Annotated in this window: 14 protein-coding genes; 10 read left to right on the forward strand and 4 right to left on the reverse strand. The window is 66.2% G+C overall.

Annotated features, from left to right (window positions below; translation table 11 throughout):
• Positions 1–48: 48 nt before the first annotated feature.
• Complete coding sequence (locus tag ACGFZ3_RS12670; RefSeq protein WP_392921492.1) at positions 49–534, reverse strand: glycine zipper 2TM domain-containing protein; 486 nt, start codon at positions 532–534, stop codon at positions 49–51.
• A gap of 121 nt (positions 535–655) precedes the next feature.
• Entirely contained in the window at positions 656–1,093 is a 438-nt protein-coding gene (locus ACGFZ3_RS12675; RefSeq protein ID WP_392921495.1) for a hypothetical protein, read from the reverse strand.
• 94 nt (positions 1,094–1,187) lie between these two features.
• On the opposite strand from ACGFZ3_RS12675, the gene ACGFZ3_RS12680 reads away from it, so the two are divergent.
• The 3 genes from ACGFZ3_RS12680 (at position 1,188) to ACGFZ3_RS12690 (ending at position 3,541) form a co-directional block, all read left to right on the forward strand.
• Positions 1,188–1,988 carry a ThiF family adenylyltransferase gene (locus ACGFZ3_RS12680; protein WP_392921498.1) on the forward strand — a complete coding sequence of 267 codons (801 nt, stop codon included), beginning with the start codon at positions 1,188–1,190 and terminating at the stop codon, positions 1,986–1,988.
• Between the two features lie 174 nt (positions 1,989–2,162).
• Positions 2,163–3,035 (forward strand): hypothetical protein, encoded by an 873-nt coding sequence (locus ACGFZ3_RS12685; RefSeq protein WP_392921501.1) that lies wholly within the window; start codon positions 2,163–2,165, stop codon positions 3,033–3,035.
• A 14-nt stretch (positions 3,036–3,049) separates the two neighbouring features.
• Positions 3,050–3,541, forward strand: a complete 492-nt coding sequence (locus ACGFZ3_RS12690) for a hypothetical protein (RefSeq protein ID WP_392921504.1) — start codon at positions 3,050–3,052, stop codon at positions 3,539–3,541.
• A 48-nt stretch (positions 3,542–3,589) separates the two neighbouring features.
• On the opposite strand, the gene ACGFZ3_RS12695 is transcribed toward ACGFZ3_RS12690, so the two are convergent.
• Together ACGFZ3_RS12695 and ACGFZ3_RS12700 are read right to left on the reverse strand one after the other, a co-directional pair.
• Positions 3,590–4,354, reverse strand: coding sequence for a TatD family hydrolase (locus ACGFZ3_RS12695; RefSeq protein WP_392921507.1), 765 nt, complete (start codon positions 4,352–4,354; stop codon positions 3,590–3,592).
• Positions 4,351–4,572: a DUF6116 family protein gene (locus tag ACGFZ3_RS12700; RefSeq protein ID WP_068853007.1), complete on the reverse strand. Its 222-nt coding sequence runs from the start codon at positions 4,570–4,572 to the stop codon at positions 4,351–4,353. The genes ACGFZ3_RS12695 and ACGFZ3_RS12700 overlap by 4 nt, the downstream gene beginning before the upstream one ends.
• A gap of 161 nt (positions 4,573–4,733) precedes the next feature.
• Here ACGFZ3_RS12700 and ACGFZ3_RS12705 point away from each other — a divergent pair, with 161 nt between their 5' ends.
• The 7 genes from ACGFZ3_RS12705 (at position 4,734) to ACGFZ3_RS12735 (ending at position 13,374) form a co-directional block, all read left to right on the forward strand.
• Positions 4,734–5,558, forward strand: a complete 825-nt coding sequence (locus tag ACGFZ3_RS12705) for a glycine zipper 2TM domain-containing protein (RefSeq protein ID WP_392921510.1) — start codon at positions 4,734–4,736, stop codon at positions 5,556–5,558.
• A 94-nt stretch (positions 5,559–5,652) separates the two neighbouring features.
• Positions 5,653–6,195 (forward strand): GNAT family N-acetyltransferase, encoded by a 543-nt coding sequence (locus ACGFZ3_RS12710; protein WP_392921512.1) that lies wholly within the window; start codon positions 5,653–5,655, stop codon positions 6,193–6,195.
• A 90-nt stretch (positions 6,196–6,285) separates the two neighbouring features.
• Positions 6,286–8,565, forward strand: coding sequence for a thiamine pyrophosphate-dependent enzyme (locus ACGFZ3_RS12715; protein ID WP_392921515.1), 2,280 nt, complete (start codon positions 6,286–6,288; stop codon positions 8,563–8,565).
• A 3-nt stretch (positions 8,566–8,568) separates the two neighbouring features.
• Complete coding sequence (gene asnB, locus ACGFZ3_RS12720) at positions 8,569–10,512, forward strand: asparagine synthase (glutamine-hydrolyzing) (protein ID WP_392921517.1); 1,944 nt, start codon at positions 8,569–8,571, stop codon at positions 10,510–10,512.
• A gap of 240 nt (positions 10,513–10,752) precedes the next feature.
• Positions 10,753–11,313: an NADPH-dependent FMN reductase gene (locus tag ACGFZ3_RS12725; protein WP_392921520.1), complete on the forward strand. Its 561-nt coding sequence runs from the start codon at positions 10,753–10,755 to the stop codon at positions 11,311–11,313.
• 233 nt (positions 11,314–11,546) lie between these two features.
• Positions 11,547–12,971 (forward strand): replicative DNA helicase, encoded by a 1,425-nt coding sequence (locus tag ACGFZ3_RS12730; RefSeq protein ID WP_392921523.1) that lies wholly within the window; start codon positions 11,547–11,549, stop codon positions 12,969–12,971.
• A 190-nt stretch (positions 12,972–13,161) separates the two neighbouring features.
• The gene (locus ACGFZ3_RS12735; protein ID WP_392921526.1) at positions 13,162–13,374 is read left to right on the forward strand and encodes a hypothetical protein; all 213 of its coding nucleotides are present in this window, start codon (positions 13,162–13,164) and stop codon (positions 13,372–13,374) included.
• The last annotated feature ends 174 nt before the right edge of the window (positions 13,375–13,548 follow it).

Raw genomic sequence — 13,548 nt, forward strand, 5'->3', positions numbered from 1 at the left:
GCGCAAGCGGGCCCTTTGCTTTGAAGCGGCAGCGGGCGACGCAGCCGATCAGCGCAGCACTACCCGGCCGTTGACCACGCGCACGTAGGTATTCTCGCGGATCCCACCCAGGTCGCGCTGGTTGACCACCACCGTCCGGCCATCATCCATGCGCACGGTGATGTCGAACGTATCGCTGGTCACATTCTTCTGGATCTGGTTGCCGGCCAGCGCACCACCGACCGCGCCTGCGGCTGCGGCGATGTTCTGGTTGCCCTTGCTGCCGCCGGTGTGGTCGGAGATTTCATGACCCGCCACCGCGCCGACCAGGCCGCCGAGGATCGCGCCGGTAGCGCTTGGCGCGGTGCGGCCGGAAGCGACCTGGTTGATCCGGGTGACGATGCCGCAATCGGCACAGCGGTTGGTGTTGTAACCGGCGCTGTTGCCGTAGCCACTGTTGTAACCGCCACCGCCACCGTAGCCAGGCGAGGTGGTGGCGCAGCCGGCCAGCGCGACGGTGGCAACGGCAGCGGCAGCAATGAGTTGGATCTTCATGGTGGTTCTCCTGGCCAGAAGGGGTGGTAGTGAATGCGTCTGGGGCGCATGGCGCAGATCCTGTCGTGTGCTGCGTGAACAGCGTGCCAATCCGGCGCCTGCTTCGTGGCTGCCAGATGAATCAGCGGAAATCCTGGTGGCAGGCCTTGCAGTCGGTCTGGATCTTTTCGACCAGCTGGCCCATGGCCACGCAGTCGGTGGGCGGCGCGGCGAGCGCGGTATTGAGCGTGGCGCGCAGGCCGCTGGCGTGCTGCTGGAACCGCGCACTGTCCTTCAGGTCAGGGAAGGCCAGGTCCAGATCGTTGGACAGCGAGCGCAGGGTCTGCAGGCGCGGCACGCTGTCGGCCAGGCTGCAGCGGTTCTGCGCCTGCGCATCGCGCAACAGCGCCACCTGGCGCTCCATCACGTGCATCAGGCTGCCGGGAAACGGGTCCTGGCGGGCCTGGATCGCCCGAGACACCATCACCGTGGCGACCAGGCCGATCACCAGCCCCAGGCCTGCGACAAACAGATAGCGGTAAGCGGCGGACGGGCGTCGGGCAGGGACGGGGGCGTTCATGCGGGTGGCTTCCTTGTGGGTGGCTCGCTGCATCCTACCGCTGGCCGCATCACGAACGTACGTGGCGGGCGCCGCGCCGTCTAAAATAGGCGGCATGAACGACGTATTGCGCGAACGCTTTGCCGGCATCGACCGGTTGTATGGGGTGGGCACCGTAGACCAGCTGTCGCAGCGCCGGGTGGCGGTGGTCGGCATGGGCGGGGTGGGCTCGTGGGTGGTGGAAGCCTTGGCGCGCACGGCGGTGGGGCACCTGACCCTGATCGACGCCGACGACATCTGCGTGTCCAACACCAACCGCCAGCTGCCGGCCCTTGCCGGGCAGTACGGGCGCAACAAGGCCGAGGCGATGGCCGAGCGCTGCCTTGCGATCAACCCCGACATCAGCGTTGATCCGGTTGCCTCGTTCCTGACCGTGTCGAACATGGTCGAGCTGCTGGACCGTGATTTCGACCTGGTGATCGATGCCTGCGACAGCTTCCGGGTCAAGGTGGAAACCATTGCCTGGTGCCGCCGCCGCAAATTGCCGATCCTCACCGTGGGCGCGGCCGGTGGCCGCACCGACCCGACCCTGGTGCGCATCCGTGACGTCTCGCGCACCGAGCACGACGCCATGCTGGCCCTGATCCGCAAGAAGCTGCGCAGCGATTTCAACTTCCCGAAGAACGCCTCGCGCTACTTCGGCGTGCCGGCGGTGTATTCGCTGGAGAACGTGAAGTACCCGCAGGCCGATGGCAGCGTGTGCGGCGTGCGCCCGCAGCTGGGCGCCGATGCCGCATTGAAGCTGGACTGCGGCGCCGGGCTGGGCGCGGCCACGCATATCACTGGTGCGTTCGCGTTCGCAGCGGTGGGCAAGGCGCTGGAGATGCTTTTGAAGAGCAAGCCTGCCGGGGTCTAGCGCATCGAGCTACTGCCTTGCGTTTTCGCCCCCGTATTCGCCTTACGAATTGGCGGGGCGATTCCTCACCTGTGTGCCCGGTTTTCGATGATGCAGGCTAACGATTAAAGCAGACACAATTGACGGCATTGGAAGCGATCTGGAGTCGCTTTGTTTGTGGTCAAGGAGGGTCTGATGCGCGTCCTTTGCGCGGCACTGTTGTTGCTGGTGGGAAGTGGGGCCGGTTATCTCTGGCTCCGAGCTTCCGAATCAGTCGTGGATGCATCATTCAAGTCCGTGCGGATCGGCGCGCCTGCAGAAGCGACGCAGGTGCGCCACAGTTACCGCAGCAACCCGGCGTCCACGCAGTCGGCAACGCGCAGGCAGTTGATCCAGGGTCGTGCCTATTACATCAAGTCCCCACCGTTGGATCTTGAAGGTGATGCCTTGGAGTTCGTCAGCCAGAGGCTGGCGGCAGCTCGAGGCGGAAGCGGTCTTGCCAGCTATGAAATTCACCTGCGCACCGATTCATGCAGGAGGGTAATGAAGCCCGGCGACCAGGGCGTCTATCTTGCCTATGCGCGGGAAGGCCTTGGTCAGCAATACATGCGCGGTGTGGAAAAGGAGCTTCAGAACTGCGCCAAGCTTCTATCCAGCGGCGATCTGGTGGATGAAAACTGGCTCGAACAGGCTGCCCAGCAAGGCGAAGTTGAAGCGCAGCTGCTGTATGCGCGGGATCCCGCCGCAACGCTTGGAACGTTGGGTGACCTCTTGGCAGACCCTGAGCGAGCACTTGAGTACCGCAGATTGGCGGTCTCCCTCCTCCAGCGCGCTCTGCAGTCAGGAAGCCTGGATGCACTGGATGCGCTTGGCAACATCTACCAGCGCGGCATCCTTGCGCCCAAGGACTTCTCCGCCGCGTATGCACATAAGCTCGCACTTCAGCAGATTGATGCCAAGCCCTCCCGAAGTGCGGAGCTGGCTGAGCTTCGCAGCGTCCTTACTCCGGCTGAAATCTCGTCAGCCGAGGTTGCTGCGAAGGAACTAAGGAAAACGTGCTGCATCTAATGGAGGAAAGTTGCATGAAGCTTTGGAAAATCGCGGTCCTTGCTGTTTCAGTCTGCCTGATTCCGGTTGCAGTCGCTGCATGGTCCATCGGATCCGGAACGAGTACCTTCGGGCCTTTGCATTGCAATACCTGCTGGGGGCAGGGCCCGATTCCTGATGTAGCGACCGACGCATTCCTCAGACATTATGTGAATGCAAACGCCTACCAGGCATATGGAAAAACGTTCTACAAGCAAAACCCCGGCGATAAGATCATCATCTGCAACGGAGAGGTTTGTACAACCTACCAGATGACCGACAGCAGGGACTGGAATGCCATCGACCGAAAGAGTATTACGGGCGCGAGACCCGGTGGCGGCAACGGCAGTGGTGGCGGAGGCTCCGGAGGCGGTGGTTACACCGGACCCATCGGCGGAGGCAGTTATGGTGGGGGCGGTTACACGGGCAGCGTTACCGTCGGAGGTCCAACCCCTGAAAAGCCGTCGCGTCCTACACATCAGGACTGAAGCTTCTTCGTGTGGTCGGCCTGGGTCAAAGCCACGCAGGGCGCGGCTCTACCTGATGGCGAACAGCCGGCGTGCGTTGGCGGAGGTCTGCTCGGCAATCCCGGCCACCGTTTCTCCGCGCAACTTCGCCACGGTTTCTGCAATCACCGTCAATCGTGCCGGCTCGTTGCGCTCGCCGCGGATGCCGGCGTCCGGCTGGTCTGGCGCATCGGTTTCCAGCAGCAGCTGCTCGATCGGCAGCTGGGCCACCAGCCGCTGCAGGCGCTGGGCGCGGTCATAGGTCAGCGGGCCGCCCAGCCCGACCAGGAAACCCAGCTTGTGCAGCTGCGCGGCCTGTTCCGGGCTGCCCGGGAAGCTGTGGATCACGCCGCGTAATCCGCCGACCTGTTTGATTGCCGCGATCACCGCGTCCACCGCGCGCCGGGCGTGCACGATCACCGGCAGGTCGAACTCCCGCGCGATCCGCAACTGGCCGTCGAAGTAGAACTTCTGCAGTTCGGCATCCAGCCCGTCCACGAAGAAATCCAGCCCGCATTCGCCCACCGCGCACGGTTGCTCGCGCACGATCCACTCCCGCAGCTGCTCAAGGTGCTCCGGCCGGTGCTCGTCCAGGAACATCGGGTGCAGCCCGTAGGCCGGGTACAGCCCTTCCGCCAGCTGGCAGGTATCGCGCAGCTTCGGCCAGCTGGCTGCGGTAACTGCCGGCAGCAGCTGGGTGCGCACGCCAGCAGCCTGCGCGCGCGCGATCACCTGGGCGCGGTCGGGGTCGAACTCGTCCGCGTCCAGGTGGCAGTGGCTGTCGACCAGGCTCACGCGTCGCGCCGGTCCAAGCGCGGCGGCAGGGTATCGCTGCGCCGCTTCCAGTTGGCCAGCAGCAGCGTGCCCAGCCCGAACAGGATTTCATCCACGAACGGAATCGGGTCTGGAATGAAGAGCGTTACCGCGAACAGCGCGGCGGTGATCTTGAACAGCGTGGGGTAACGCAGTCCGCGCGCCCATTTCATGACGGGTAGCAGCAGGGGACCGGGCATCGCACTCTCCTCGACAAGTGGTGTAAACGCTATCACGAGCCCTGCAACGACAGAACCTGAATGGGGAGGCGGGTCGTAAGCGTCATGTGGAGATACCGTTCAGGGTGCGCATGCTGGAATCCGCATCAAGAACGTTGCGGATCGTCCGCAGGGAGTCGGATATGAACAGCACAACTACTACTGCCCTGGTCGCTGCAGGCGCCCTGCTGGTTGGCGGCATCGCCACCGCCGCCTTCATGAAAAGCGGTAATTCCGCCGACCCGGTTACCGCCGCCCAGACCCGCCCGAACCTCGACACCACCCCGCTGGCCGACGACGGTGTACGCACCGACGAACTCGCCGTGGACAAGGCCGGACGCCTGGAATACGCCGACGTGGTCAAGGTTGATCCGCTGACCCAGAAGGAAAAGGCCTACGCCACCGTGATCGGCACTGAGCCGGTGCGCGAGACGTCCACCACCCAGACCCCGCACGAGGTCTGCAACGACGTGGTGGTGCAGGAGCGCCTGCCGGAACGCGACGGCAACGTCGGCGGCACCGTAGCCGGCGCAGTCATTGGTGGCCTGCTGGGCAACCAGGTGGGCGGCGGCAACGGCCGCAAGGCCGCCACCGCCGCCGGCGCCGTCGCAGGCGGCATGATCGGCAACCAGGTGGACAAGCGCCACGTCGGTGGCCGCGTGGTCAACCGCACCGAGCGCCAGTGCCACACCGAGACGGCCACTTCCGAATCGACCAGGGTCACCGGCTATAACGTGACCTACCGCAATGAAGACGGCACCACCGGCACCATGCGCATGGCCAGCAAGCCGGGCAACCGCATCGCCATGGGCACCACCAACAACGTCACCGGTTACAACGTGACCTACCGCTATGACGGCGTTGAAAAGACCGTCAAGATGGCCAACAAGCCCAGCAGCGACCGTCTGCCGGTCGTGGATGGCCAGCTGGTGACCCAGACCGCTGCGCTGGATACCGCCCGCCAGTAATCGGGGCGCTGTGCAGTACATACGAAGAGGCCGGCATGTTGCCGGCCTCTTTCGTTCTGCGAAGATGGCACCCGGCTTACCAACGGGGTACCCGATGAGCATTTTCGACCTGCGCCTGGAAACCGACCGGCTGATCCTGCGCCCGCCGCGCGCGGAGGACTTCAACGCCTTCCTGCAGTTCTGCACCGATCCGCAGGTGATGCAGCACCTGGGCGGCGTGCAGGCGCCGTCGCAGGCCTGGCGCAGTTTCAGCTGCCTGGCGGGCAGTTGGCACCTGTATGGCTTCTCGATGTTTTCGGTGATCGAGAAAAGCAGCGGCGACTGGGTGGGGCGCATGGGGCCGTGGCAACCGCTGGACTGGCCGGGCACTGAAGTCGGCTGGAGCGTGCGCCACGCCAGCTGGGGCAGGGGCTACGCACCGGAGGCGGCGGTGGCGGCGATCGACTGGGCGTTCGATACGCTCGGCTGGGACGAGGTGATCCACACCATCGACGCGGCCAATGAGAACTCCAAGGCCGTCGCGCGCAAGCTCGGCAGCACGCTGCTGCGCATGGGTGAACTGCCGCCACCGCACGATGGCAAGCCGATCGAGATCTGGGGGCAGTCGCGGGACCAGTGGAGAAGCAGACGCCGCTAGGCCCTGTTTTGTGCACCTGCGCTTGGCAAGCGGCGCCGATTGCGGCGATGCTCGGCGCGGTCGTCCGTTCGGCTCAGCTGGAGGGTGTGCATGGTTGCCGTGGTTCCCGATCCGATTCCCGCGCGCATGAAGGGCCTGAACCGGGCCGAGATCTGCGACGCCAACTTCATCGACTTCGTGCAGCACTGGGATGGCCACGCTGCGCCACGCCCCGCCGACGATGCGCCGATCCTGCCGGGCAGCACGCTGGACGCGCAGGGCTTCGATGCGCTGTTCGAGTCGCAGCTGGTCAGCCGCCACCTGGACCTGATGGCGCGCGTGCTGCGCGTGCAGAACAAGGTCTTCTACACCATCGGATCATCCGGCCACGAAGGCAATGCGTTGGTAGCGCGGCTGGCCCGGCACACCGATCCGGCGTTCCTGCATTACCGCTCCGGCGCGTTCATGGCCGAGCGCTTCCGCCAGCTGCCGGGCATGGACCCGGTGATGGACGGGGCGCTGTCCTTCGCCGCCAGCCGCGACGATCCGGCCAGCGGCGGGCGCCACAAGGTATGGGGCAGCAAGCCGCTGTGGGTGCTGCCGCAGACCTCGACCATCGCCTCGCACCTGCCGAAGGCGCTGGGCACCGCGCTGGCCATCGAAACCGCCCGCCGCATCGGCCATGGCCTGCCGATTCCCGACGACAGCGTGGTGATCTGCTCCTTCGGCGATGCCTCGGCCAACCACGCCACCGCGCAGACCGCGTTCAACACCGCCGCCTGGGCCGCCTACCAGCGCCTGCCGGCTCCGGTGCTGTTCGTGTGCGAGGACAATGGCATCGGCATTTCGGTGAAGACGCCGGACGGGTGGATTGCCGACAGCTTCAGTCACCGGCCCGGACTGGACTACTTCTTCGCCGATGGCCTGGACCTGGCCAGCGGCCACGCGCAGGTGCAACGCGCGCTGGACCACTGCCGCCGCACCCGACGCCCGACCTTCCTGCACCTGCGCACCACGCGGTTGATGGGCCATGCAGGGACCGATTTCGAGATCGAATGGCGGCCGCTGCCGGAGCTGTGCGCGGCAGAGGCGGCCGATCCACTGCTGCGCTCGGCGCAGATTGCGTTGGAGTCCGGTTGGATGACGCCGGCCCAGGTGCTGGCGCGTTATGAGGCGATGCGCGCGCGCTGTTTTGCCGCCGCCGACGCGGCCGACCAGCGGCCCAAGCTGGGCGGCCTGGCCGAGATCATGGCGCCGCTGGCGCCGTACACGCCCGCTGCCGTGCATGCCGAAGCCCGCCGCGTGCCGGCGGCGGAGGCGCGCGAGGCGGTGTTCGGCAGCGCGGCGCAGCTGCCGGAACGGCAGCCGCCGCGACACCTGGCGATCCAGATCAATCAGGCGCTGCACGACCTGCTGTGCAAGTACCCCTCGTCACTGCTGTTCGGGGAGGATGTCGCGCAGAAGGGCGGGGTGTACACGGTCAGCAAGGGCCTGCTGAAGGCATTCGGCCCGAGTCGGGTGTTCAACACGCTGCTGGATGAAACCATGATCCTGGGCATGGCCCAGGGCCTGGCCAACCTGGGCATGCTGCCGGTTCCGGAAATCCAGTACCTGGCCTACCTGCACAACGCCGCCGACCAGCTGCGCGGAGAGGCCTGTTCGCTGCAGTTCTTCTCCAACGACCAATACCGCAACCCGATGCTGGTGCGCATTGCCGGGCTGGGCTACCAGAAGGGCTTCGGCGGCCACTTCCACAACGACAACTCGATCGCCGCGCTGCGCGACATTCCCGGGCTGGTGGTCGGCTGCGCCTCGCGCGGCGATGACGCGGCCATGATGCTGCGCACGCTGTCGGCGCTGGCCCAGGTCGATGGGCGGGTGGCGGTGTTCCTGGAGCCCATCGCGCTGTACATGACCAAGGACCTGCATGCGCCGGGCGACGGCCAGTGGCTGTTCCCGTATCCCGCGCCGGACCAGGCGCTGGTGCTCGGGGAAGGGCGCGTGTATGCACCAGAGGCCAACGACCTGGTGATCTTCACCTACGGCAACGGCGTGCCGATGAGTCTGCGTGCTGCGCGCACTCTTGAGGCCGAACTGGGCTGGCAGGTGCGGGTGGTCGACCTGCGCTGGCTGGTGCCGCTCAACGCCGGCTTCATCGCCGAACAGGGGGCCGACGCCCAGCGGGTGCTGGTGGTGGACGAGGGCCGGCACAGCGCCGGGGTGGGCGAGGGCGTGATCACCGCGCTGGTCGAGGCGGGGCTGGGCCACCTGCCGCTGCAGCGCGTCTGCGGCGCCGACACGTATACGCCGCTGGCGGGGGCAGCAATGTGCGTGCTTCCAAGCGACAATGCGGTAACAAGCGCCGCGCGGATGTTGGCGCAGGACCATTGACGCATGTGTGGACTGGCAGGAATGTTGCTGGCCGCCCCGATACGGGAGCAGGCCGCGTTGGAACAGCAGGCGCGCCGCATGGGCGATGCGCTGGTACACCGTGGGCCGGATGACAGCGGAGTGTGGGCCGACGCGGCCAGCGGGATCGCGCTGGCGCACCGCCGGCTGAGCATCCTGGACCTGTCGCCGCTGGGCCACCAGCCGATGGCGTCCGACGATGGCCGTTACGTGCTGGCCTACAACGGCGAGATCTACAACTTTGCCGCGCTGCGCCTGGAGCTGGAGGAACGCGGCCATGCGTTCCGCGGGCATTCCGACACCGAAGTGCTGCTGGCCGCGTTCGTGGCCTGGGGCCTGGACGAGACCCTGCAGCGCGCCAACGGCATGTTCGCCATCGCCCTGTGGGACCGCGCCGAGCAGTGCCTGTGGCTGGCCCGCGACCGGGTCGGCAAGAAACCGCTGTACTACGGCTGGGCCGGCGACACGCTGGTGTTCGGTTCGGAGCTGAAGGCGCTGTGGCAGCACCCCGCGTTCGACAACGACATTGACCGCGATGCGCTCACGCTGCTGATGCGGCTGGACTACATTCCCGCGCCGCACTGCATCCACGAACGCTGTTTCAAGCTGATGCCGGGCCGGGTACTGCGCCTGGATGCCGCCGCAGTGGCCGCCGGTGCAGCCACGCACCGCCCCGACCAGCAGCAGCTGCCGTTCTGGAACGCGCGTGAGCGCATGCAGCAGGCGCTGGCCTCGCCGTTCGTGGGCACCGACGAGGACGCCGAGAACCAGCTCGATGCCCTGCTGCGAGATGCGGTCGGGCTGCGCATGGTGGCGGATGTGCCGGTGGGCGTGTTCCTCTCTGGCGGTACCGATTCATCGGTGGTGGCGGCGCTGATGCAGTCGCAGTCGTCCACGCCGGTCCACAGTTTCAGTATCGGGTTCCAGGGTTCTGACCACGACGAGGCGCCGCTGGCCAAGGCCCTGGCCACGCACCTGGGCACCGACCACACCGAGCTGTATGTCAGCGGCGCCGATGCGCTGGCGGTGGTGCCCGAACTGCCGGCGATGTTTGACGAGCCGTTCGCCGATGCGTCGCAGGTGCCCACCGCGCTGGTGGCACGACTGGCGCGCAGTGCGGTGACCGTGGCGCTGTCCGGCGATGGCGGCGATGAACTGTTCTTCGGCTACAGCCGCTACCAGCGCGCGCTGCGCAACTGGACGCTGCTGGGCCGGGTGCCGGCACCGCTGCGGCGCTGGATGGCGGCCCATTCGCAGACCCAGGGCGAGGCGTCACGCACGGGCGGATTGGCTGCGCTGCTGGCCGAAACCGGGGCGCGCGGCATCGGTGATGTGTACCGCAACCGTATTTCGCGCTGGCGTGACCCGGTATCGGCAGTGATCGGCGCGCGCGGCGCGGGCAGCTTCTATGACCTGGCCGACCCGCTGCACGGCGCCGGCTCCCCGGCCGACGCGATGATGCTGGCCGATTTCAGCACCTACCTGCCCGATGACCTGCTGTGCAAGGTGGACCGTACCAGCATGGCGGTCAGCCTGGAGGCGCGCGCGCCGCTGCTGGACTGGCGCGTGGCCGAATTCGCCTGGTCGCTGCCGCTGTCGATGAAGCAGCGCGATGGGGTGAGCAAGTACATGCTGAAGCGGGTGCTGGGCCGTTATGTGCCCCAGGAGATGGTGCACCGGCCCAAGCGCGGCTTCGGCGCGCCGGTCAGCGCGTGGCTGAAGGGCGACCTGCGCGGTTGGGCCGATGAACTGCTGGATCCGGCACGGCTGCAGGCCGAAGGGGTGTTCCATGTGGATGCCATCGTTCCGCTGTGGAAGCAGTTCCAGCAGGGTGAGCGCAAATGGCATACCCACCTGTGGAACGTATTGATGTTCCAGGCCTGGCAGGCGCATTGGAAGCAGGTGCGGGCAGCGGTGGTGAACGCCTGACCGCGCACCGGTAGGGTCGCATCCCGATCGACTGCACGTGGTGGTGGTTGCATTCGATGGGGCATGACCCCCGAACGGAATCGCCTCTCCGGCCGAGGTCATGCGTCCCCGTGCCGATCAACATCACGTGCGTTCGTTTGGGAACCGAACCTACCGCCGGGTGTCGGGCGCCATCGTGCCTTCACCCGATACAACGCTGCTGCGGCCTAGGCTGGCTCTTCCCCCAACGGAGACCCTGTCATGGCCCAACCCACCATCGCCGTGCTGGTCGGCAGCCTGCGTACCGGCTCGCACAACCAGGCCCTGGCCCATGCGCTGGAGAAGCTGGCCGCCGGCAAGGCCAGCTTCGAGTACGTGCAGATCGGCGACCTGCCGCTGTACAACCAGGACTTCGACAAGGACTACCCGGCCGAAGGCCTGCGCCTGAAGGAGCAGATCCGCAAGGCCGATGCGGTGCTGTTCGTCACCCCTGAATACAACCGCTCGGTGCCGGGCGTGCTCAAGAACGCCATTGACCTGGGCTCGCGCCCCTACGGCCACAGCGCCTTCGCCGGCAAGCCCGCTGCGGTGATCGGCGCCTCCGTCGGCGTGATTGGCACCGCGCTGGCCCAGCAGCACCTGCGCAACATCCTGGCCTACCTGGACATGCCGGTGCTGGGCCAGCCGGAGGCGTTCATTCATTTCAAGGAAGGCCTGATCGACGGGCACGGCACCATCAGCAATGAAGGCACCCGCGATTTCCTGCAGGGCTTCGTCGATAAATTCCTGGCCTGGATCGCCACCCACGGCGGTCAGCATTGAACCGGACGGTTCTGCGATAATGGGATACCGGCGCACGACCAACGGTCGTGCGCTACCCGGCATGGTCGGTATTCGTCCGGAACCGCAACCGGTAGGGCACGACCGTTGGTCGTGCCACCCTCGCCCGGTGCCCACCGCTATCCACCGCTTATCCACAGGGTTGTGCATGGCTGTGGCGGCCGCTCCGTGCCTACCATGTCCCACGCTCCACTCTGCAGGAAGAACACCCCCTCATGTCCGCCCGCTCTGGCTTCCGTTCCGACCGCAAAGACCGCGGCGACCGCTTTGATCGCGACGAGATGCGCATCGACGCGCTGCGCGTGCCTCCGCATTCGATCGAGGCCGAACAGGCGGTGCTGGGCGGCTTGATGCTGGCCCCGGAAAGTTACGACCGGATCAACGATCAGCTGACCGAAAGCGACTTCTACCGACGCGACCACCAGACCATCTACCGGGCGATCCGCGAGCTGTCCGAACGCGACCGCCCGTTCGATGCGGTGACCCTGGGCGAGTGGTTCGAATCGCAGGGCAAGATGGAGCTGGTGGGCGATGGCGCCTATTTGATCGAGCTGGCCAGCACCACCCCGTCGGCGGCCAACATCTCGGCCTATGCCGAGATCGTGCGCGACAAGGCGGTGCTGCGGCAGCTGATCCAAGTCGGGACCGACATCGTCAACGATGGTTTCCAGCCGGAAGGCCGCGAGAGCAGCGAACTGCTGTCGGCGGCGGAAAAGTCCGTGTTCGCCATCGCCGAACAGGGCGCCCGCGGCCGGACCGATTTCGTGGCGATGCCCGGCGCGCTCAAGGACGCCTTCGAAGAGCTGCGCAACCGCTTCGAGAACGGCGGCAACATCACCGGCCTGCCCACCGGCTACGCGGACTTCGACGCGATGACCGCCGGCCTGCAGCCGACCGACCTGATCATCCTGGCCGCGCGACCGGCCATGGGCAAGACCACGTTCGCGCTGAACATTGCCGAGTACGCCGCCATCAAGTCCAAGAAGGGCGTGGCGGTGTTCTCGATGGAAATGTCGGCATCGCAGCTGGCCATGCGCCTGATTTCCTCCAACGGCCGCATCAATGCCCAGCGCCTGCGTACCGGCCAGCTGGAAGACGAGGACTGGAGCCGGGTCACCGGCGCGATCCGCATGCTGAAGGAAACCAAGATCTTCATCGACGACACGCCGGGCGTGTCGCCGGAGATCCTGCGGTCCAAGTGCCGCCGCCTCAAGCGCGAGCACGACCTGGGGTTGATCGTGATCGACTACCTGCAGCTGATGAGCGTGCCGGGCAACAGCGAGAACCGCGCCACCGAAATCTCGGAAATCTCGCGTTCGCTCAAGGGCCTGGCCAAGGAACTGAACGTGCCGGTGATCGCGCTGTCGCAGCTCAACCGCTCGCTGGAAACCCGAACCGACAAGCGCCCGGTGATGGCCGACCTTCGCGAATCCGGCGCAATCGAGCAGGACGCGGACATGATCGTGTTCATCTACCGCGACGATTACTACAACAAGGAAAATTCCCCGGACAAGGGCTTGGCCGAGATCATCATCGGCAAACACCGAGGCGGCCCGACCGGCTCGTGCAAGCTCAAGTTCTTCGGTGAGTACACCCGCTTCGACAACCTATCGCATGACTCAGTCGGCTCGTTCGAATGAAGGAAGTGCGCACGACCAACGGTCGTGCGCTACCGCGTGGGCGCCCGTTGGTGGGCGCCGGTAGGTACCGACCGTTGGTCGGTACGCGTTTCGTCGGCGGATCCGGGGTTTCGTCGCAAACCGGTTGAACACGGCTGGGGAGGGCGCCAATGTGGTCCCGCAGCGGCAAGGTGCCGCCTGGAGACCCGTCATGAAGACCCTGTTCGCGCTCGGCGTGTGGTGCCTGCTGTTCGTGCTGTGTTGGCCGCTGGCGATCCTGGCGCTGTTGGCCTGGCCGTTGGTGTGGCTGCTGAGCCTGCCGTTGCGCCTGGTCGGCATCACCTTCTCCGCACTGTTCGCCTTCCTGGGCGCAGTGTTCATGCTGCCGGCCCGCCTGCTCGGCGGCGGGCGAGTGGCAGCGTGATCCGGCCTGGTAGCGTCGGTTGCCAAACGACTGCCATGGACGGTGATCGGTGCTGGGACGCATGACCTGTGCCGGAGAGGCGCCTTCGTCTGAGGTCATGCGTTACCGAACGTTGCAGCGGTATCGGTAGTCGTTTGGGAACCGACTCTACCGATGCGGTCACCCGGCAGCCCA

It is taken from the genome of Stenotrophomonas sp. NPDC047960, assembly GCF_043204395.1.
Taxonomy (GTDB): Bacteria; Pseudomonadota; Gammaproteobacteria; order Xanthomonadales; family Xanthomonadaceae; genus Stenotrophomonas.